Below are 21177 nucleotides of genomic sequence, written 5' to 3' on the forward strand. Positions count from 1 at the left end.
TGGCCACATGAATTGGGTATCGATCGGCACGCTCTCGGACATTCCGCGTCGCGGCGCGCGCTGCGTCGCCACGCCGGAAGGAAAGATCGCCGTCTTTCGCACGGCCGACGATCAGGTCTTTGCCATCGACGACCATTGCCCGCACAAAGGTGGGCCGCTCAGCCAGGGCATCGTCCATGGCACGGCGGTGACCTGTCCCTTGCACAATTGGGTGATCTCGCTGGAGACAGGCAAGGCGCTCGGCGCGGACGAGGGCGCGGTGCGCACCATTGCCGTGCGGATCGACGGCGAGCGGCTGTTCATTGCGCTGGAAGCGCTGGCCAGCCGCGCGGCGTGAACCATGCAGATTGATGAAGCGCGCGAGGTGAGGACCACCTGCCCCTATTGCGGGGTGGGTTGCGGCGTGCTGGCGAAGGTCGCCGCGGACGGTGAAATAACCGTTCGCGGCGACCCGGACCACCCGGCGAATTTCGGCCGGCTCTGCTCCAAAGGCTCGGCGCTAGCTGAGACCATCGACCTCGACGGCAGGTTGCTATACCCGGAGATCCACGGTCGCCGCACCGACTGGGACGAAGCGCTCGACCTTGTCGCTTCGACCTTCTCGCAAACCATTGCCGAACACGGCCCCGGCTCGGTCGCCTTTTATGTTTCCGGCCAGTTGCTGACCGAGGACTATTACGTCGCCAACAAGCTGATGAAAGGCTTTATCGGCTCGGCCAATATCGACACCAATTCGCGTCTGTGCATGGCCTCGTCGGTCGCCGGCCACCGCCGCGCCTTTGGCTCGGACACCGTTCCGGGAAATTACGAGGATCTGGAACTTGCCGACCTGATCGTGCTGGTCGGCTCCAATCTCGCCTGGTGCCATCCGGTACTCTACCAGCGCATTGCCGCCGCCCGGGAAAAGCGGCCCGAGATGAAGGTGGTGCTGATCGACCCTCGCCGCACCATGACCTCAGACATCGCCGACATGCATCTGGCGATCGCGCCCGATGGCGACGTCGCTTTGTTCACCGGGCTGCTCGCCTATCTCGGCCAGCACAACGCGCTGGACCGCACCTATATCACGGCGCACACGACCGGCTTCGGGCAAGCGCTTTTCGCCGCCTCGGCGCTCGATCTTGCCGGCATCGCGGCTGCCACGGGTCTCAGTGAGGACGAACTGGCCCGCTTCTACAGCCTGTTTGCCGCGACGGCGAAGACGGTGACCGTCTACAGCCAAGGCGTGAACCAGTCGTCTTCGGGCACCGACAAGGTCAACGCCATCATCAACTGCCATCTGGCCACCGGCCGCATAGGCAAGCCCGGCGCCGGGCCGTTCTCGGTGACCGGCCAGCCCAACGCCATGGGCGGCCGTGAGGTCGGCGGCATGGCCAACATGCTGGCCGCCCACATGGAGATCGAAAACCCCGAGCACCGCGAACGCGTGCAGCGCTTCTGGAATGCCCCAACCGTCGCCGAAAAACCCGGCCTGAAAGCGGTCGAGATGTTCCAAGCGGTGGCCGACGGACGCATCAAGGCGCTGTGGATCATGGCCACCAACCCGGTCGATTCGATGCCGGACGCCGATGCCGTCGAGGCGGCGATCAGGGCCTGCCCGTTTGTTGTGGTCTCGGACGTGCTGGGCGAGACCGACACGGTCCGCCACGCCCATGTCCGGCTGCCGGCCTCCGCATGGGGCGAAAAGGATGGCACCGTCACCAATTCGGAGCGCCGCATCTCGCGCCAGCGGGCTTTTTTGACCAGGCCCGGCGAGGCAAGGCCAGATTGGTGGATCATCGCTGAAGTCGCCAAGCGGATGGGCTTCGGCGAGGCTTTTTCGCATGTGTCGCCGGCCGACATCTTCGCCGAGCACGCGGCGCTGTCGACATTCGAGAATGATGGCGTTCGCGATTTTGATATAGGCGCGTATGGCGATATCGGTGCAGAGGCCTATGAGGATCTTCTGCCGTTCCAATGGCCAGCGCCGGCCTCACCCTCCCCCTTGAGGGGAGGGTCGGCACGCGCGTTGAGCAAAGCGAAACAAGCGGGACGGGGTGGGGTCGGTGGTGAAGTCTCGACCTCTCCGGGTCGCCCCACCGAGGTGGAGGCCGTCGCAGATGACCCCCTCTGGCCTGCCGGCCATCTCCCCCTCAAGGGGGGAGATCAGCCTGCTGCTCGGCTATCGCCAGTCTCCCAGGTTGATGAGTGGGCGCAGCCGGCAAAGCCGCCAATCTCCCCCCTTGAGGGGGAGATGGCCGGCAGGCCAGAGGGGGGTGTTCAGGCTGGACATAGCTCAGCCAGCATCCGCTTCTTCGCCAATGGCGGCTTCTACACGCCCGACGGCAAGGCACGCTTCATTGCCATCCGCCCAGCCGCACAAACCCGCACCAACCCGGACTACCCGCTCGTCCTCAACACCGGGCGCGTGCGCGACCATTGGCACACCATGACGCGGACCGGCAAGAGCCCGCGCCTGTCGCAGCACATGGCCGAACCGTTCGTCGAAATCCACCCGTCGGATGCGCAGCACTTCGGCATCGGCGATGCCGAGATCGTCCGCGTCTCGACTGCCCATGGCGAGGTGCTGGTCCGCGCCCTGGTGACGGTGCGTCAACGCCAAGGCTCTGTATTCGTACCGATGCACTGGACCGATCAGTTCTCCGCCCGCGCGCGCGTCGATGCATTGGTCGCGCCGACGACCGATGCGATTTCAGGCCAACCGGCCTCGAAGAATGTTGCCGCCCGCATCGAGCGGTTCGCCGCCACAGCCTTCGGCTTCGCCGTGCTTGCCGAACGGCCCGCATCGATTGACGCCGATTACTGGAGCCTCGCCCGCTGCCCCGCCGGCTGGCGGCTTGAAATTGCGTTGCAGGACAGCCGTGACTGGACCGGGTTTGCCGCCTCCCTGTTAGGCATGGAAGGGGAGACGCTCGCCTATCACGACATCGCCGGCGGGCACCATCGCTTCGCCCGTTTCGCGGGAACTCGGCTGGTCGGCGCGCTTTATCTTGCGCCTACCCCGGTAGCGGTGTCGCGCGGGTGGGCAGTCGAACAACTTGGTGCTGACCATGCTGATCGGCAGGCGCGGTTGGCGATTGTCGCCGGGCGGCCGGGCGGCAACAGCGTCGAGCGCGGTGCCACCGTCTGCGCCTGTTTCGGGGTCGGTGCCAACCAGATCGCGGAAGCGGTACGCGGCGGCTGTACCAGCGTCGCGGCAATCGGCGCCGCCCTTCACGCCGGCACCAATTGCGGCTCTTGCCGCGCCGAGATCAAGACCATTATCGACGGGCGGCGTCTGCAAGCTGCGGAGTGAATGCACCGAGAAACTCTGCCGTGCCGCTGCATGATGCTTACTAGCAATTTACAAACCATGGGCTACCAACGTCCTGACTTCGATTCGCTCGGAACGGGAACCTCATGAGCAAAGCCCTGACCTCATTCGCGCTTGCCACTATGCTGACGGCCTTGCTGATGGGGCTCAGCCTGGCGGTGGCCAGGCATGGCTATCCCTATGGCGCGATCGGCGCCAAGCGCCTGAGCGACGTCGCCGATGCCGGGACGTTCATTCCGCTCGCGGCGGTCTATTTTTTCAGCGCACTGCTGATGATGGTTCTGCCGATCAGGCTCGCTGGCATCGTCCTGACACATGCCGCCGATGCGATCTTCTGGACGGTCATCGTGTTGTTTGCGCTCATCGTTGGATGTCTCGCCGCGAGATTTGCTTTCGGTCAGCGCGATGTGCTCTCCGCACTGCTGAACTGGCGCTTCCTGTTTGTCGCAGCCGTCGTCGGATGCCATCTGTTCATCAACGAGCTGCGCCGCAACATCTTGTTGAGAAGCCTGTTCTTCGTCATCTTCGCCGCAGCGACACTGGCCTGCCTGTTTTGGTCCTTCACCGTCTGAGCATGTGCGACCGTCGGCAGGCGGCTTAATTCTTGTCGACCGGCTTCGAACGCATTCGCGAAACGGTCTCACGCTCGGCCCGCTTCGAACGCATCGGCGGCAGGCCGCGGTCGATCAGGTCCATGTCTTCCAGCACCATGTCGCCCATCCGCTTGAAGGCGATGTCAAGCGCGCCGGCCCGGTGGGCGGAGCGCAGGAACCCCGGCAACGTACGGACCGGGTGATCCTGGGCCAGAGGCTCCTCAGGAAAAACATCGCTGGCGGCGACGATATGGCCGCTGCGGACGACGTCCATCAGTGCCGGGAAATCGACCACGCCGGCTCGGCTGAGCAGGATGAAAGCGGCTCCCTTGCGCATCCTGGCAAACGCCTCGGCGCCGAGGAAGCCCTGGTTTTCGCTGGTCACCGAAGCGACGACGAAGACGAAATCGCTGTTCGACAGAACGTCGTCAAGAGAGGCCGGCTCGACGCCGTTTTCGATCAGGATCGACGGCGGCAGCCACGGGTCGAAGACTTTTGTCCGCGTGCGAAAGCCTGACAGCAGCCGGTTGAGCGCACGGCCAAGATCGCCGAAGCCGATAATGCCGACATCCGCGCCGGAAAGAAGCCGCGCCGTCCGGTTGCCGTCGCCGCCCCACAGCTCCTTGCCCTGACGAAATGCGAGATCGGCGTCGACGATTCCGCGGGCGAGGTTGAGCGCCATGGCAAGGCCGAGCTCGGCCACCGGCTCTGCAAACACCAGCCCGGTGGTGACGACATGGATGCCGCGCGAAAACAGCGCCTCGTACGGCATGTTGTCGATAAGGTTGCTCTCGACATTGAAGACGCAGCGCAGCGCCTTCATTTTCTCCAGCGTCTCCGGCGTGATCGGCGGCTGGCCGACAATGTAGCGCGCCTCGCCAAGGATATCGGCCGGCAGCGCCGCGACACCTTCAGGCGATGTTTCGACGATGCGGTATTTCGATCGAAATTTCGCCAGCGCAGCCGGCGTGAAGATCAGGTCGAGCGTGCGCGGTTCGGGTGCGCTGATCACCAGCGGCAAGGCGCTGTCGGACATGATACTTTACCTCCCGTGCGATCCGCGTCGCACCACACAAGAATCGTCTTTTCCCGCCCCCGACACCTATCACATGCCTGTCGAGAAGGAGAAGTTTGCCTTCTTCGGCCTTGCGGTGCGGCGGTCGGTGGTCCAGATAGACGGCGATCGAAGGACGACAAGGAAGACAGCAACATGATCCCGTTTCGAAAGAACCTCATCGATGGCGAGTGGGTAGGCGATGCCGGCTCCCGCAACATCAACCCGTCCAATCTCGACGACGTGGTCGGCGAATATGCATCGGGGGGCGCGGAGCATGCTCGGCAGGCCATCGCCGCGGCGAAAGCGGCATTTCCGGCATGGTCCCGATCGGGCCTGCTGGCACGCCATGCGGTGCTGAGGAAGACGTCGGACGAGATCACCGCGCGGAAAGATGAAATAGGCCGGGCGTTGGCGCGCGAAGAAGGCAAGACACTGGTCGAGGGCATCGGCGAGACTGTGCGGGCCGCCCAGATATTCGATTTTTTCGCCGGCGAGGCGTTGCGCCTGTCGGGCGAGCTGGTGCCAAGCGTGCGGCCCGGCGTCGGCGTCGAGATCACCCGCGAAGCGGTCGGCGTCGTCGGCATCATCACGCCGTGGAATTTCCCGATCGCCATTCCGGCTTGGAAAATCGCTCCGGCGCTGGCCTACGGCAACACCATCGTCTTCAAGCCGGCGGAACTCGTTCCGGAGAGCGCCTGGACCATTGTCGACATCCTGCACCGCGCCGGGCTGCCCAAGGGTGTGCTCAACCTGGTGATGGGCAAAGGTTCGGTGGTCGGCCAGGCCATGCTCGACAGTCCTGACCTCAACGCCATCACCTTCACCGGCTCGGTCGGCACCGGCAAGCGCGTCGCCGCCGCCAGCGTCGAGCACATGCGCAAGTTCCAGCTCGAAATGGGCGGCAAGAACCCGCTTGTGGTGCTCGACGATGCCGACCTTGCCGTCGCCGTCGACTGCGCCATCAACGGTGCCTACTTCTCGACCGGCCAGCGCTGCACGGCGTCGTCCCGGCTGGTGGTGACGGACGGCATCCACGACCGCTTCGTCGAGGTGCTCAAGGACCGCATGGCCAAGCTGATCGTCGGCGACGCTCTCGATGCCAAGACGCAGATCGGGCCGGTTGTCGACCAGAGCCAGCTCAAACAGGACGAGGACTATATCGCCATCGGACGTCAGGAAGGTGCCGATCTCGCCTTCGGCGGCGAGCGGCTCGATCGCGAAACCCGCGGCTTCTATTTGCAGCCTGCGCTGTTCACCGAAACCACCAACGCCATGCGCATCTCGCGCGAGGAGATTTTCGGCCCGGTCGCCAACGTCATCCGCGTCAAGGATTATGACGAGGCGCTGGCGGTGGCCAACGACACGCCGTTCGGGCTGACGTCCGGCATCTGCACCTCGAGCCTCAAGCATGCCACGCACTTCAAGCGCAATTCGGAAGCCGGCATGGTCATGGTCAATCTGCCGACGGCCGGCGTCGACTTCCACGTGCCTTTCGGCGGGCGCAAGGGATCGAGCTACGGCCCGCGCGAGCAGGGCCGCTATGCCGCAGAGTTCTACACCACGGTGAAGACCGCTTACACGTTTGCCGGCTAAGAAAAGGCGGCAGACCAGCCAGGCAGCGAGCAAGTCGATGGCATCTGAGAATACGGACCTGACCTGGCTCAATCCGCCGCCGCACCACGCCTTCGGCAACAATACGGTGCATGTACGGACCGGTGAGGAGACCGACTTCTGGCGCGAGACGTTCTACGGCTTCTGGCGCGACAATGGCCATTTCCTCTATCGTGAGGTCGAGGGCGATTTCAGCGCCGAAGTCACGGTCAAGGGGCACTATGAGGTGCTTTACGATCAGGCCGGGCTTATGGTCCGCCTGAGCGAGACGCACTGGATCAAGGCCGGCATCGAATACACCGACGGGCTGATGTATTTTTCCGTCGTCGTCACCAACGATGCCTCCGACTGGTCGCTGGCCAGCATTCCGGCCGATCCGGACGGGGTCAGGATCCGCATGACCCGCCATGCCGAGACGATCCGCGTCCAGTATCGCGACGCATCTGACAAGCACTGGAAACCGGTGCGGCTTGCCTATTTCCCGCCGTCGAAAACGGTCGATGTCGGCATGATGTGCTGTTCGCCGCAGCGCGAGGGCTTCGAAGTGACATTCAGCGATTTTTCGATCGGCCCGCCGATCTCGCGGGAGCTTCACGACTGAGGCGCCGCGATCCGGTCGGGCGGTTTGCGTCCGGCCCCGCCTCAGTAGGTCGCCCGGCCGCCGGAGACGTCGAAGACGGCCGCCGTCGTGAACGAGCATTCCTCGGACGCGATCCAGCAAATCAGCGCCGCCACCTCCTCGACCTCGCCGAACCGCGCCATCGGTATTTTGGACAGCATGAAGTCGATGTGTTGCTGGCTCATCTGCTGGAAGATCGCGGTGCGCACGGCCGCCGGCGTGACGCAGTTCACCGTTACTTTGGTCTTGGCCAGTTCCTTGCCGAGCGATTTGGTCATGCCGATCACCGCCGCCTTGGAGGTGCTGTAGGCCGAGGCGTTCGGGTTACCTTCCTTGCCGGCAATCGAGGCGATGTTGATGATCCTGCCGTAATTGCGTTCGAGCATATGCGGGACCAGCGCCTTGTTGCAGAAGAAGACGCCGTTGATGTTGATGTCGGTGACCCGGCGCCAATCCTCCACCGAATACTCCCAGGTCGTCATGTTCGGCCCGGTGATGGCAGCACTGGTGACAAGGACATCGACCGCGCCAAGCGCTTCGATCGTCTCTCCGGCGGCGGCTTCGACCGCTATGGGGTCGGCGACGTCTAACGTGACGCTGTGCAGGCCTGGAACAATGGCCTTGGCCTGCTCGATCTGGGCGGCATCGCGATCCCAGACCGAAACACGCCCGCCTTCGTCAGTGATCCTTTGCGCGACGGCCAGGCCGATGCCTGAGGCGCCGCCGGTGATAACAGCAGATCGTCCGGCAAATCGTCCCGCGAAACTCATCGGCATGTGGTCTTCCTCCCAATGGGCGGCGAATGTGAAGTCAACGGCGGACAAGTTCAAGCGCGGACTTGCAACCTCAGAACAGCTTATGATGGGCCAGCACCGGTCAATTGTACGGCACTGCCTTCTGGCCAAATCGTCTCGCCCGGTATGGAGAGAACGGCTGGAACGACGCGCCCGGTTGGCATCCGGGTGACAGGCGGCGCCGGATGGGTTATATTGCACTGCACAATGCGAGCGCCTGCAGGCGAGGCTCCCATCGATCCGACGAATCGGCCCACGAGCGGCCCATGAAATCGGCATTGAGCTGCAAGGACGGAAAACCGCTATCGAGATGAAGATTCCAAAATCTCTGTTGATCGATCCGGACAAGAACACGGTCTATGGCAGCTTTGCCGTTGCCGTCTCGATCTGGGCGTTCTCCTACTCGACCATTTTCGGCCAGGCCATGATCCTGGCTTATTATGCGGTCTGGCTACCGCTCATCCTGGTCGACTACCGCAAGATATTAAGGCACGCTTCCAGCGCCTGGCTTCCGCTGGCCTTTGCAACCTATGTCTGCTTCTCGGTGTTCTGGTCGGCGGCTCCCGGCACCACGGCAAGAACGGCCGTCCAATATTGCTCCCATATCGCCTGCGCCTACATTGCCGCGCGCACCGTCAGCGTCCGGACCTTGACCATAGGCGCCCTGATCGGGATTTTCGTCGTTCTGCTCTACTCGCTCAAGGTCGCAAGTTATTCCTACGACGTTCTCGACGGGACATACAATTTCGTCGGCGCTTTCAGCTCCAAGAACCAGATCGGCTTTGTCGCATCGCTCGGCATTTATTTCTGCGTTGTCTACCTCGCCTTTCTCAGGCGCGGACGCATAAGCTTTTTGTTGATTGTACCGATCGTCCTTCTGTCGGGCTATCTGCTGGTCGTGTCGCATTCGGCCACTTCGATGGCGTCGACCCCGGCGGTTCTCGCTCTGGTCGCCCTGCTTTCCATCGGCAAGCTGCTTTCGCTCCGCCATCGCCGGGTGATTTTCATAATCGGTGCGGGCGGGCTGGTCGCCTGCACCGTGATTGCGCTGAATCTCGGGCTGATGGACTTTGTCCTTGGCCTTTTCGGCAAGGATTCGACGCTCACCGGACGAACCTACCTCTGGCAACAGGGCTGGAATGCCGCGCAGCAATCGCCCATCCTCGGCGTCGGCTACGCGGCTTATTGGGTGCAGGGCTTCTCCGAGGCCGAGCGGCTGTGGAACGAATTCTATATCGCCGCGCGAAGCGGCTTCCACTTCCACAACACCTACATCGAGACCTTGGTGGAACTCGGCTTCGTCGGCGCGACACTGCTTTCGCTGATCATCCTGCGCACGCTCTGGGGTCACGTCTCGGCGCTGATATTCAGGACATGGCAAGCCGACTCCGTGATTCTTGCCGGCGTCATGGTGCTTCTGTTCATCCGATCCTTCGTCGAGGTCGAGACCCTCAATCCCTACATCATGGGATCGTTCCTGCTGTACTACAGCTACTTCAAGCTGGTGAGGGTGCCGGCCGTCGCTCCTTCCCGGTGGAGCGCCGTGAACCATCTCGAGGAACCGGACGCCGTGCGAGGCTAGAGCGGGCGGATCCAGGCGGTTCGTTGCCCGAAGGCCGCCTTGTTTTCTGACCCATAAGATCCCAAACGCAAAAACCCCCCGCAGACCGCTGCCTGCGGGGTTGGTGCTTTGCTCCGGTGGAAAGAAGCTACTGGATGGCCATGGGCGCCGGTTTGACCTTGATCACGTCCCCTGGCAGCACCGGCGTGTCTTCATCGGCGGTGATTTCGCTGGTCTTGCCGTCGACCACCCGCACCAGGGAAAATGACAAGGCCGCTGGTTCGTTGTTGCCGTAGAATTGCGGCATGGGGCTGCCCGACAAGGCTTCGGACATCAAGGCCTTTTCCATATTCAGCTTCAGCGTCACCTCGTTGAGATCGGCTTCCGTCTGTTGCCGGTCGGTCGCGAGGCTGGAGTTCTGGGTGTTCTCGAGATCGATGGCGTCCTGGGTGGCCTTGCTGATCGACTGCTTGGCCGTGAGAATCGCCGTTTCGTAATCCAGGATCTGGCCCTCGAGGTCGGCGATGGTTTGCTGCGAGTTCAAAACCCGCGTGTTGACGACCAGCCCCTTTTGCGCCAGCGAGCCGATGCCGTTGAGCTGCTCCTTCGCCAGATCAACCTGCTTCTGCTGGTTGACGATCTTTTTCTGCAGCGAATCGATCTCGCTTTGCAGCAGTGCCTTCAAATCGTCGAGCGCCTGCAAGCGCAGCTTGAGTTTCTTCTGGTCGGCCGCCAGGATCGCCGTCTCATCGGCAACGATGCTGGGCAGCTTCGGATCGTCGGCCACCTCTTTCGGCACCGCGAATGTCGGCTTGTCCGCTAGTTCCGCTTCGATGCGGGCGCGCTTGACGGTCAGCCTGACCAATTGGTCTTGTAGTACGTCGAAATTGCCCTTGGCATTGATCAGGTCGCGGTCGTAGCGCTGTCCGCTCTCCGGGTTCCGCCGGGCTCCGCCGGCAATGCTCATCGCTTTCAGCACGGACAACCCAGGCACACAAGGATACTGGCCGGGCGATTGCACCTCGCCAGAGATGTAGAATGGCCGGTACTGCGCCATTTCGACGGAAGCCTCCGGCTTGTCGGCCAGAGCGAGCTTGCGCTGCAGCGCCTCACCGAGCGATGCCGCGATCTCCGAAGTCGTCTTGCCGGATGCGGGCATCTCGCCGACGAAGGGAACCGACAAGGTTCCAGCGGGGCCGACCGTGTATTCTCCATTGATGGCCGACCAGTCACGGAACGTGCCTTCGACGGTCTGCCATTCCGCCACGCGGATGGTCAGCTTGTCCTGTGCTCCTAGGCGATAGTCGTCGGCGAAGGCAAACTGTGGCAGGGCTAGCGACAGCGTCAGGCCGGTCGCCATTGTAAGGCAAGTCGTCAAAAGCCGTACTCGCCGCATGCGTCTGGAGAGAATGCCGGTGCAAAAGATATCGATTATATCTGCTTTCAACTGAGCGTTTCCGATCTGGTTTGCCCCGCCCGATGAGCTGCCGATGCCTGAGTTAGGGGCCTGAGTTCTGGGCCCGAATTCTGGACAGTCGCTCCTCGATGCACGGCCAGCAAGCGGCCGTCAGTAGCAGCCTCGCGACATCCAGACCGCAGGTACGGTCTTGATGATGATGCGAATGTCTTCGAACATCGACCAGTTCTCGACATAGTGCCTGTCGAATGCGACGCGGCTGTCATACGAAACATCGTTGCGTCCGCTGACCTGCCAAAGCCCGGTGAGGCCGGGGCGCGATTTCAGGTAATAGACGGCCGAATTGCCATATATCTCCAGCTCATCGCGCACCACGGGACGAGGCCCGACCAGGCTCATATCCCCCTGCAGGATGTTGATGATCTGCGGCAACTCATCGAGGCTGAGCTTCCTCAGCACCGCTCCGACGCGCGTGATCCGCGGGTCGTTCTTCAACTTGCGGGTCGCTATCCATTCGGCGTTGGCCTCCGGATTCGCGGCGAGATAGGCAGCAAGCACCCGCTCGCCGTCTGGAACCATGGTGCGGAACTTGAGGCACGGAAAAATCCGTCCTCCGCGGCCGATTCGGCTGTGACCATAGAAAATCGGCCCGCCATCGGAAAACCTGACAAGCAGCGCTATCATTACGAACAGCGGGCTGAGAGCGACCAGGCCGATCAGCGAACCGACAATATCGAAGCTGCGTTTGAGCAGGCCGCCAATCGGTGGCGGAAAATCGACGCCGGCCTGCGAAAAATCCGCATCGGCCGGCTTGGCTACGTCCCTCATGCGTAAACTCCATACGTTGAACGGATGGTTTACCGCACGATACCAAAAAAATGTTGCAGCGCAACACACAATTTCTCAGACGGCTGTAATAGTCGCGTCATGAACTGACTAAATAATAAACTCGTCCTGCACAAAATTTCCCATTTATGTCGCAAAAGAGACAGATTATGGGCAATTTTGGAAAAGCTAGTCCAATTTTTGGGCTGATTTTAGGCGAATCGCTCTTTATACCCTCCTGTGGAGCTTTGCCGTCATTTAGAATTTCAAGATAATGACTGATGTTATGATAAAATACTATTCAATATTATGAATCATACTGGAGCGAGTCGATATCCGGCAATCAGTGGTGATGCCGACGTGTGCGTTGCACCATGGCAGAGTCGATCCCGAGGATTCGTTTAAAATTTATTCCGCAGCTGCCCTTGCCGCCTATTGCGCGGCTCAATAGAGTTGTAAATTGTTTCTGTCGGACTATGGACAGATTGGGCTAGGCCGGAAGCAACCGGCCAGACGCGGGCAACCTAAATAAGCTCGCAGAGTTTAAGGGAGGTGCTCGGGGTGGGCTTGTCGACATTTTTTCCCGAGCCGGTTGATGGGCTATCGGGTATGTCACTGCCAAAGTTCATTATCGGAATGTGTTTTGCGCTGGCGATCGTGATCGTCTGGTCCTATTTGGGCGGCGCCTCGCTCGGTACGACGCTGTTTCGCGTCATCGGCTGTGCCATAGTCATCCAACTGGGTTATTTTCTGCTGGTCTTTGCCATGGTCGCCAGAAATGCCCCGACCCCGGCCGACAAAATTCGCGACGCTGAACGAAAGCTGAGTTCGAACGAAGCGGCCGAAGGCGAGAAACTCAGCGCCAGGAGAGGCCTTCACTGATTTCGGGCCTGGCCGCGGTCTGCGATGTCCATATGACCTGTGGTTAAGCTCGCCGGTCCTCTGACGAATTGCTCGCCTCAACAACACCGGCAGTCGGCATTCCTGTTCTTTCAATTCCTTGACACTGCGGGCCTCGACGCGCTCGCTCCGCCCCGCCGCCGTCCGGTCGGCGAGGATCAGCAACTGGTTTCTGCCAGTCGAGCGCTCTATAGAGCGTGTAGGAACGGCTCTGCCAAAGCGGCGCATTTCTGGAGCCATCCCGATTGAGGCTCGCCGCCTGCCCAACCGGGCCATGACACCCAGCAAAATGAAAAACTGGACGGCGCCGATGATTTTGGCGATGCTTGCTTCGCACTTGCAGCATAGGCGTTTGGGCCGATGCATTTCAGAATGGGCGGTGGGGCATTGAGCGGACGGGGCGAGGAAATCCGCAACGACTTCTGCAATCGAGAGGCATGTCCATGACATCATTCCAGGTCTGCGTGATCATCGCCGCCCGCAATGCGGCGCGGACAATCCCGGCTGCCATTGCATCGGCATTACGCGAGCCTGAGGTTGCGGAAGTTGTCGTCGTCGACGACGCGTCCACCGACGATACCGCGAAAGTCGCCCACGCGGCCGGCGACGGCACGGGCCGCCTTTCCGTCATCCGCTTCGACGTCAATCGCGGCCCATCCTTTGCACGCAACGCCGCGATAGCCGGTTCCAGGTCGCCGTTCATCAGCATTCTGGACGCTGATGATTTCTTTTTCGAAGGCAGGTTTCACAGACTGTTCGCCAGCACCGATTGGGATTTCGCCGCAGACAATATCATGCTTGTCAGGGATGACGCGGCAACCGACGTTTCGAAAATCGTTGCTCCACCGTTCTCGCCCGAGCCGGAATTCCTCGATTTCGAGGGTTTCATCGACGCCAACATCTCCAGGCGCCGTGTGCAACGCGGGGAACTGGGCTTCCTCAAGCCAGTGATCAGCCGCGCCTTTCTCGATCGGCATGGGCTGCGCTACGACGAGAAGCTGCGCCTGGGTGAAGACTATGAACTCTATGCGCGCGCGGTTGCCCATGGCGCGCGCTTCAAGGTCATCAAATCCTGTGGCTACGGCGCGATCGTGCGCGCCGATTCGCTGAGCGGACGGCACAAGACCCAGGACCTGAAGCATCTGGCCGATGCCGACCTGGCACTGCTTGCGATCGACAGTTTGCCGGAGGCATCGAAGGCTGCGCTGAGAAGGCACGAGCGGCACATCCGCGACAAATACCGGTTGCGGAAGTTTTTAGACGTGAAGGCTGAGCGCGGGCTGGCGCCGGCCGCGGCCTACGCCTTGGCCGGCTCGTCCAACCTCACAGCCGTCGTCCGCGGCGTCGCCTCCGATAAGCTGGATGCGCTGTTTCGCCGCGCCGGCCTCGCCGCGAAGCGTCAGCATGTGCCGCCGCTGCGCTTCCTCATGGCCGGAACCAGCACGGCCAGCGAAAGCTAGGCCCGTCAACGTGCGACGGCGGTAGCTACTCCCTTACCCTTCGGTCGGCTCGGACGGTTTCAACGAGATTCATGAGTTTACGATCTAGGTGGTTGCCTATCCGCGCAGGGAATGGCAATCTATGTTGCGGTGCAGCAATTTTGGACGGCCAACCGAACTGGCCCAAGATATCCCCCTGTCAGAGGAGCTGGACGATGCAAGAAATGTCTTTTGAACGCGGACGGGCGCCAAGGCCGGTCACCAGCTCGACGATGATGGGGCGCTGACTGCATGGCCTCGATCTTTCGCTTCCGATCGAGAGATCCGGCGCGCGACACGCAGACCGACACCTCGCGCCTCGATCGCTTGGCAAAGCTGCTGGACCAGATCTCGGCCGAGGTCGAGGCAGAGAAGAACGGGCTTGAGAACCGCTACAGGACAACGGCTACCAATGCCGCCTTCCTGGTCGAGGCCATGGAGAACGGAGCGGTCTCCTCCCGCAAGTCCTCCGAAGTCGGCGAACTGACCAGGTCGATCCTGAATTGCGAGCGACGCATCGCGGCGCTCTCGCGCCAGAAGCAGATGATGAAGGATCTCCGTCATTCGCTGGATGAAATCTTCGATGAGAATCGGCAGAACGGCCCCGACATAAGGACCGATTTTGTGAAGCCCGCCGATTCCGGCACAGGCTGAGCGAACACCCCGAGTCGGCGCAATGGTTTTAGGCACAACACGGAGCTTGGGAGCGACAGAGGTCAAGATCAGGTTGTTTCGTCACGGTTCGAACGATCGCTTTGGGGGCGCACAGCACAAGGTGAGTTTGATATGAACGCAGATCCTAAAAGCACGCCCGCCCCGGCAACCCGAGGCACCCCGTTCACGCGCCCGATCCCAGGCAAGCTGCGGCGGCTCCGTTCAGACGGCGCGTTTCTGCTGGTCGTTCTCGGCAGCATGGTTGCGGGCCTGGTCCCCGTGCGCGCCCAGGATCTCCCAACCGCGCCGTCCTTTGTCGATGATTTCACCAGCCTCAGTCGCGCGCGCTGGTACATTTCCGACGGCTGGACGAACGGCAAGCATCAGAACTGCACCTGGTCCAAAAGCCTGATCGGGCTTTCCGACGGCATGCTGACGCTCGGTTTCGAGAAGCGCAAGCTGAAGGATCGCGAATTCGCCTGCGCCGAGATCCAGACCAAGCAGCGCTTCGGCTACGGCACTTACGAGGCGCGGATGAAGACCGACACGGGTTCCGGCGTCAACGCGGCATTCTTCAGCTTCGTCGGCGATGCCGACAAGCAGCCGCATGATGAAATCGACTTCGAGGTGCTGACCAAGGACACGTCCAAGGTTCAGGTCAACGCCTACATAGCCGGCAAAGGCAAGAACGAGAAACTGGTCGACGTCGCTGGCGGCACCGACAAGGCCTTCAACGACTACGCCTTCGTCTGGGAAAAGGACCGGCTGCGCTGGTACGTCAACGGCAAGCTTGTCCACGAGATCACCGATCCGGCGAAGCTGCCCACCCATTCGCAAAGGATCTATTTCAGCCTTTGGGGCAGCGATACAATGAAGGGCTGGATGGGGCCGTTCTCCGATCCCGGCCGCAAGCTCACCATGCAGGTGGATCGCGTTGCATTCACCGCACTTGGCCAGCCCTGCCAATTCCCCGAATCGCTGGCATGCAACACAAACTAGAAGCGCATCTGAACCGGCCGGGCCGAAGGTGGTCGGAAAACCGAAGCTCGAACAGGCCCGAAACCTTGAACAGGAATGAAACCGAATGAATTTGACTGTCTTTGGAATCGGCTATGTCGGTCTTGTACAGGCGGCGGTGCTTGCCGAAGTCGGCCATCAGGTGGTCTGCGTCGACATCGATGCAAAAAAGGTCGAGCGGCTCAACCAGGGTCATGTCCCGATCTTCGAGCCTGGGCTCGAAAGCATGGTCAAGGAGAACCATGCCGCCGGCCGCATCAAGTTCACCACCGACGCCGCCGCGGCGATCAAGCATGGCCAGATCCAGATGATCGCCGTCGGCACGCCGCCGGGCGAGGATGGTTCGGCCGACCTCAAATATGTGCTGGCCGTCGCCGAGGCCATCGGTCGTGAGATGGACGAGCCCAAGATCGTCGTCGGCAAGTCGACCGTGCCCGTCGGCACCTGCGAAAGGATAAAGGCCAGGATCGCCGCAACGCTGAAGGCGCGCGGGCGCGAGGATCTGGCTTTCGACGTCGCCTCCAATCCGGAATTCCTCAAGGAAGGGTCCGCTGTGAGCGACTGCATGAAGCCCGACCGGATCATCGTCGGCACCAGCAACGAGGACACCGAGGCGGTGATGCGCGAGCTCTACGCGCCGTTCAACCGCAACCACGAAAAGATGATCGTGATGGATGTGCGCAGTGCCGAGTTCACCAAATACGCGGCCAATTGCATGCTGGCGACCAAGATCAGCTTCATGAATGAAATGGCCAACCTGGCCGAGCAACTGGGCGCCGACATCGAGGAGGTCCGCAAGGGCATCGGCAGCGACCCGCGGATCGGCTACCACTTCATCTATCCGGGCCTCGGCTATGGCGGCTCGTGCTTCCCGAAGGATGTGCGTGCCCTGATCAAGACTGCCGAGGCCGTCAAGTTCGACGCCAAGCTGCTGCGTGCCGTCGAGGAGCGCAACAACCAGCAGAAGTCGGTCCTGTTCGAGAAGGTGGACCGCTATTTCAAGGGCAATCTCAAAGGCAAGACATTTGCGCTGTGGGGCTTGGCCTTCAAACCCAATACCGACGACATGCGCGAGGCCCCGGCCCGCACGCTGATGGAAGCGCTCTGGGCCGCTGGTGCCAATGTGCAGGCCTATGATCCGGAGGCGATGCAGGAATGCCAGGCGATCTACGGGCTGCGCGACGACCTGCAACTGTGCGGCACCAAGGAGGCCGCGCTGCGAGGCGCCGATGCGCTCTTGATCGTGACCGAGTGGAAAAGCTTCAGCGCGCCGTCTTTCGATGCGCTGAAGAACGCGCTGACCACGCCCGTCATCTTCGACGGACGCAATCTCTACGACCCCAAGGTCATCGCCCGCCACGGCATCGAATACCACAGCATCGGCAGAATGGCGGCGTGACGATAGGGCGGTCCAGCAAGGAGCCAGGTCCATGAAAGTTCTGTTTGCAGGCGGCAACGGCTACACGCCGCAGTTCAGCGGTGGCGTTCAGTCGAGCACGCATCATCTGGTCGAGCAGCTGCGCGAGCACGGTCATGACGCCTCGGTTCTGGCGGCGCTGTTCGGTGACGGCATGTTCGGCTTCAAGGCGCGCGCCAAGATGAAGCTGCTTCGTCAGCGAGCGGTCATCGACAGCTATCCCGGCTATCCGGTCGTGCGGGCATGGTTTCCCTGGGAGGCGGCGCGCTTCGCGGTCGAACGGCTCGATCCCGATGTCGCCGTCGTGCAGTGCCACAAATCGGTGCCGATCGGAAAGGCGCTGCAGGCGCTCGGCGTGCCGCTGGTGGTCTATCTGCGAAACGTCGAATTCCACGAACTGGCCGGCGACCTGCGCGAATTGCATTCGGCGCTTTATATCGCCAACTCCGAATTCACTGCGCGCACCTATAAGGAAAGGTTCGGCATCGATTCGACCGTGATCCCGCCGACCATCAATCCCGGGCTCTACAGCACGCCGACCACCGGTGAGTTCGTCACGCTGATCAATCCTTACAATGAAAAAGGGTTCGAACTCGCCGTGCGCATCGCCGGCCAATGCCCAGAAATTCCGTTCCTCTTCGTCGAAAGCTGGAAGCTCGACGACGACCATCGGGCGCAGATCGAACAGATCATCGCCCCGCTGCGCAACGTCAGGCTGGAAAGCCGCACCAGCGACATGAAGACCGTCTATGGCCGCACCAAGATTCTGCTGGCGCCCAGCAAATGGGAAGAGGCTTGGGGGCGGGTGGCATCCGAGGCCCATTGCAGCGGCATTCCAGTCGTCGGGTCCCGTCGCGGCGGCCTGCCGGAAGCGATTGGCGCCGGCGGCGTGGTGCTCGACTATGACGCACCGCTCGACGACTGGGTCGCCGCGGTCAGGCGACTATGGAGCGACAAGGCCGAGTACGATCGGCTGTCGGCGGCGGCGCAGCTGTTTTCGGAGCGGCCGCAAATGAACCCCGACGGCCAGTTCGCGACTTTTCTCGGCGTTCTCGACCGCGCCAGGCAAGGCGCGCTGGAGCGTGCCGCCTGATGCATTTCGTCCAAAACCATGCACGTTGCCCAAAAGCCGGCTCTCGCGCCTGACCGGGGTGGGAGCTGCCTTGGGACAAAGACACGCACAACACCAGACGCTTGAGGCGCCTCGCACGGTGGCGACGGGCGTCAGCCCTCATCCGCGCGAGCAGATCGCCGACCGGCCTCGAAAGATCGTCCATCCGATGAAGATTTGCTTCGTAGTTGATAAGTTCCCCTCTTTGTCGGAGACCTTCGTCCTCGACCAGATAGAAGGGTGCCTCGAGCGCGGCATGCAAGTCGGCGTCGTCTGCAACGAGACGTCCTTCGGCAAGGACAGCAACATCGACGATCGCCGCTGGCAGGCTCTCCCTGGCAAGGTCGTCTGCTGGTGGGGCGGGCTGGGGCGCTTTCGCCCGACGCTCAGGAGATGGTCGGGCAGGTTCTGGGATAAGCTCTCGACCGCTGTCGACATCGCTTTTGCGCGCAAATTGCAGAACGCCGATGTGATCGTCGCGCATTTCGGCAATAACGGCATGCGCGTCGCCCGCGCCATGAAACGAGGGCGGATTTCCGCTCCGCTGGTGACCATATTCCACGGCCGCGATGTCGGCGAACCGCTGCATGACAACACGCTCACGCGCTACAAGGTTGTCTTCGACAAGGGCGTTCTCCAGCTCCCGGTGAACGCGTTTTTCCGCGACGCCCTGATCGGCGTCGGCGCACCCCCGGCGCAAGTCATGGTTCACCATATGGGCGTGCGGCCCGGTGAGATCGGCTACCATTGGCGTTCCTGGGACCGGGACACGCTGTCCTTCATCTCGGTCTGCCGGCTGACCGAAAAGAAGGGCATCGAATTCGCCCTTCGGGCGCTCGCCAGCCTGCCGCGGCGCGACTGGGTCTATTCGGTGATTGGCGGCGGCGAATTGCTGGAAGAGTTGAAGAAGCTCGCCGCAAATCTCGGCGTTGCCGACCGGGTGACTTTCCTCGGGCCGCGTCCGCACGCCGAGGTCAAGCAGCGCCTGCGCAATGCCCACGTATTCCTGCTGCCTAGCGTTGCCGCGCGAGACGGCGATCTCGAGGGTATTCCGGTGGCGCTGATGGAGGCTATGGCCGCCGGGCTGATCGTCGTCAGCACCTATCACTCGGGCATTCCCGAACTGATCGAGGATCAGGAGACAGGCTTCCTCGCACCGGAGCGAGACGTTGCCGAGTTGGCCCGCAAGCTTGTCTGGGTGGCCGAGAACCCGGACAAATGCGAGCGCATCGCACGTGCGGCGCGCCGCAAGATCGAGCAGGATTTCAACGCGGACGTACTCAACGAACGTTTTGCGCAGATCGTTGCTCAACTGGCCGAAGCCAGGCAGCCGGCATGAACGCCAACCCGCCCCCCCAGTTCGGTCGCGTCGCCCTGCGCGGCGGCATGGTGACGATCGGCGCGCAAGGCTTCAAGATGGCGATCCAGTTTCTCTCGGTCATCGTGCTTGCCCGTCTGCTCGTGCCCGAGGATTTCGGCTTGGTGGCTTCCGTCGGGCCGATCGTGGCCTTTGTCGGGCTGCTTCAAAATCTTGGCCTGCAACAGGCTGTGGTCCAGCGCAAGGATATCAGCACCGAGCAGCTCAACCAGGTATTCTGGATCAGTGCGCTGGTGGGGATGGGCAGTGCCGTGGTGGTTGCATGCCTGGCGCCCGCCATCGCTGCTTTCTATGCCGATCAACGCATGGTGGGGATCACCATCGGCTCTGCCTTGCCGCTGCTGCTTGGCAGCCTCGCGGCGGTGCCGCTGGCGCTGATGAACCGTCACTTGCGCTTTGGCCAGCTCGCGCTGAACGACGTGATAACCGCTGCTGCCGGACTTGCGACTACCGCAATCGCCGCCTATGCGGGGCTGGGCTACTGGTCGCTGGTCATTGGCCCTGCGGTATCGGCTGTTGTCGCGCTGGCCGCGGCATGGCAGGTGGCGCGCTGGACGCCGTCGCGGCCGGACCTGAAGGTCGATACCGACATATTGTCCTTCGGCGCCAATCTGACCGGCTTCAATCTGGCCAACTTCTTCTCGCGCAATCTCGACAACATCCTGATCGGAAAATATTCGGGCGCGATCGAGCTCGGCTATTATGACCGCGCCTACAAGCTCCTGCTGTTTCCGCTGCAGAACATCAACCAGCCGCTGACACGCGTGATGGTGCCGCTGCTGAGCCGCATCCATGAGGACAAGGCGCGGTTTCGCGACATCTATGTGCGAACCAATTGGATGCTGGCGGCCATCACTATGCCCGGCATCGCGGCGCTGACGCTGACGTCGGACCAGGTCGTCGGGCTTCTCTTCGGCGAGCGCTGGACAGCGGTGGCGCCGATCTTCGCCTGGCTGGGCATCGCCAGCCTGATCCAGTCCGTCTCGAGCACCACCGGCTGGATCTTCATCTGCCAGGGCAAGACCAAGACCATGTTCCACTGGGGCATCTACTCGTCGCTGACGACGGTCGCCGCCTTCATCATCGGCCTGCACTGGGGCGCCGTCGGTGTCGCGGCGGCCTACGCGATCAGCGGCTATGTGCTGCGCGTCCCGGTGCTTGCCGTTCTTGTCCACCGGGTCGGCCCGGTGACCGCAGCCGACTTCCTGGTCATGCAGGGGCTTTTCATCGCGTCATCGCTGCTTGCCTGGTCCGTGTACCGCGAGTTGCCGGCATCGCTGACCGGCCAGTCAGACCTGCTCGCGGTGGTCCTGGCGGTTGCCCTCAATTATTCGATCGGCCTGGTCCTCATGCTTGCCCTTCGCCAGTCGCGCAGCGCCCTGTTCACCACGCTTTCCAGCGCCATGCGCAACGCCCGCTAGGCCGGCAATCA

18 protein-coding genes are annotated in these 21177 nt (G+C 62.0%); 14 read left to right on the plus strand and 4 right to left on the minus strand.

Annotation, left to right across the window (positions count from 1 at the left end; genetic code table 11):
- Positions 1-7 precede the first annotated feature (7 nt).
- The 3 genes from nirD (at position 8) to NKI54_RS11750 (ending at position 3885) form a co-directional block, all read left to right on the plus strand.
- On the plus strand, positions 8-337 hold the full coding sequence (nirD, locus tag NKI54_RS11740) for a nitrite reductase small subunit NirD (protein ID WP_023676297.1): 330 nt from the start codon (positions 8-10) through the stop codon (positions 335-337).
- A 3-nt stretch (positions 338-340) separates the two neighbouring features.
- The gene (locus NKI54_RS11745) at positions 341-3295 is read left to right on the plus strand and encodes a nitrate reductase (RefSeq protein WP_352691519.1); all 2955 of its coding nucleotides are present in this window, start codon (positions 341-343) and stop codon (positions 3293-3295) included.
- A 104-nt stretch (positions 3296-3399) separates the two neighbouring features.
- Complete coding sequence (locus NKI54_RS11750; RefSeq protein WP_352691521.1) at positions 3400-3885, plus strand: hypothetical protein; 486 nt, start codon at positions 3400-3402, stop codon at positions 3883-3885.
- A 25-nt stretch (positions 3886-3910) separates the two neighbouring features.
- Here NKI54_RS11750 and NKI54_RS11755 read toward each other — a convergent pair whose 3' ends face one another.
- Entirely contained in the window at positions 3911-4942 is a 1032-nt protein-coding gene (locus NKI54_RS11755; protein ID WP_352623309.1) for a hydroxyacid dehydrogenase, read from the minus strand.
- 177 nt (positions 4943-5119) lie between these two features.
- On the opposite strand from NKI54_RS11755, the gene NKI54_RS11760 reads away from it, so the two are divergent.
- The gene (locus NKI54_RS11760) at positions 5120-6556 is read left to right on the plus strand and encodes an aldehyde dehydrogenase family protein (RefSeq protein ID WP_031211677.1); all 1437 of its coding nucleotides are present in this window, start codon (positions 5120-5122) and stop codon (positions 6554-6556) included.
- A 37-nt stretch (positions 6557-6593) separates the two neighbouring features.
- Positions 6594-7175, plus strand: coding sequence for a DUF1349 domain-containing protein (locus NKI54_RS11765; protein WP_023676303.1), 582 nt, complete (start codon positions 6594-6596; stop codon positions 7173-7175).
- A gap of 41 nt (positions 7176-7216) precedes the next feature.
- Here NKI54_RS11765 and NKI54_RS11770 read toward each other — a convergent pair whose 3' ends face one another.
- Positions 7217-7969, minus strand: coding sequence for an SDR family NAD(P)-dependent oxidoreductase (locus tag NKI54_RS11770; protein ID WP_023676304.1), 753 nt, complete (start codon positions 7967-7969; stop codon positions 7217-7219).
- Positions 7970-8297: 328 nt separating this feature from the next.
- On the opposite strand from NKI54_RS11770, the gene NKI54_RS11775 reads away from it, so the two are divergent.
- Positions 8298-9569 (plus strand): O-antigen ligase family protein, encoded by a 1272-nt coding sequence (locus NKI54_RS11775; RefSeq protein ID WP_023676305.1) that lies wholly within the window; start codon positions 8298-8300, stop codon positions 9567-9569.
- A gap of 127 nt (positions 9570-9696) precedes the next feature.
- On the opposite strand, the gene NKI54_RS11780 is transcribed toward NKI54_RS11775, so the two are convergent.
- Complete coding sequence (locus tag NKI54_RS11780) at positions 9697-10908, minus strand: polysaccharide biosynthesis/export family protein (RefSeq protein ID WP_084641075.1); 1212 nt, start codon at positions 10906-10908, stop codon at positions 9697-9699.
- A gap of 207 nt (positions 10909-11115) precedes the next feature.
- Positions 11116-11793, minus strand: a complete 678-nt coding sequence (locus NKI54_RS11785) for a sugar transferase (protein WP_023676307.1) — start codon at positions 11791-11793, stop codon at positions 11116-11118.
- 549 nt (positions 11794-12342) lie between these two features.
- Here NKI54_RS11785 and NKI54_RS11790 point away from each other — a divergent pair.
- From NKI54_RS11790 to NKI54_RS11825, 8 genes are all read left to right on the plus strand, one after another.
- Positions 12343-12672 (plus strand): exopolysaccharide production repressor protein, encoded by a 330-nt coding sequence (locus NKI54_RS11790; protein ID WP_245274682.1) that lies wholly within the window; start codon positions 12343-12345, stop codon positions 12670-12672.
- A 455-nt stretch (positions 12673-13127) separates the two neighbouring features.
- Complete coding sequence (locus NKI54_RS11795; protein ID WP_023676309.1) at positions 13128-14150, plus strand: glycosyltransferase family 2 protein; 1023 nt, start codon at positions 13128-13130, stop codon at positions 14148-14150.
- A 270-nt stretch (positions 14151-14420) separates the two neighbouring features.
- Positions 14421-14822: a hypothetical protein gene (locus NKI54_RS11800; RefSeq protein ID WP_023676310.1), complete on the plus strand. Its 402-nt coding sequence runs from the start codon at positions 14421-14423 to the stop codon at positions 14820-14822.
- A gap of 132 nt (positions 14823-14954) precedes the next feature.
- Positions 14955-15821 carry an endo-1,3-1,4-beta-glycanase ExoK gene (gene exoK, locus NKI54_RS11805; protein ID WP_023676311.1) on the plus strand — a complete coding sequence of 289 codons (867 nt, stop codon included), beginning with the start codon at positions 14955-14957 and terminating at the stop codon, positions 15819-15821.
- Between the two features lie 85 nt (positions 15822-15906).
- Positions 15907-17238 (plus strand): UDP-glucose dehydrogenase family protein, encoded by a 1332-nt coding sequence (locus NKI54_RS11810; protein ID WP_023676312.1) that lies wholly within the window; start codon positions 15907-15909, stop codon positions 17236-17238.
- Between the two features lie 31 nt (positions 17239-17269).
- Complete coding sequence (locus NKI54_RS11815) at positions 17270-18349, plus strand: glycosyltransferase (protein ID WP_352634976.1); 1080 nt, start codon at positions 17270-17272, stop codon at positions 18347-18349.
- A gap of 70 nt (positions 18350-18419) precedes the next feature.
- A complete protein-coding gene (locus NKI54_RS11820; protein ID WP_352634978.1) occupies positions 18420-19706 on the plus strand; it encodes a glycosyltransferase in 1287 nt (428 codons plus the stop codon).
- Positions 19703-21166: a lipopolysaccharide biosynthesis protein gene (locus NKI54_RS11825; RefSeq protein WP_352634980.1), complete on the plus strand. Its 1464-nt coding sequence runs from the start codon at positions 19703-19705 to the stop codon at positions 21164-21166. Before NKI54_RS11820 ends, NKI54_RS11825 begins: the two co-directional genes overlap by 4 nt.
- The last annotated feature ends 11 nt before the right edge of the window (positions 21167-21177 follow it).

Source organism: Mesorhizobium sp. M0663, assembly GCF_040320585.1.
In the GTDB taxonomy this organism is placed as follows: domain Bacteria; phylum Pseudomonadota; class Alphaproteobacteria; order Rhizobiales; family Rhizobiaceae; genus Mesorhizobium.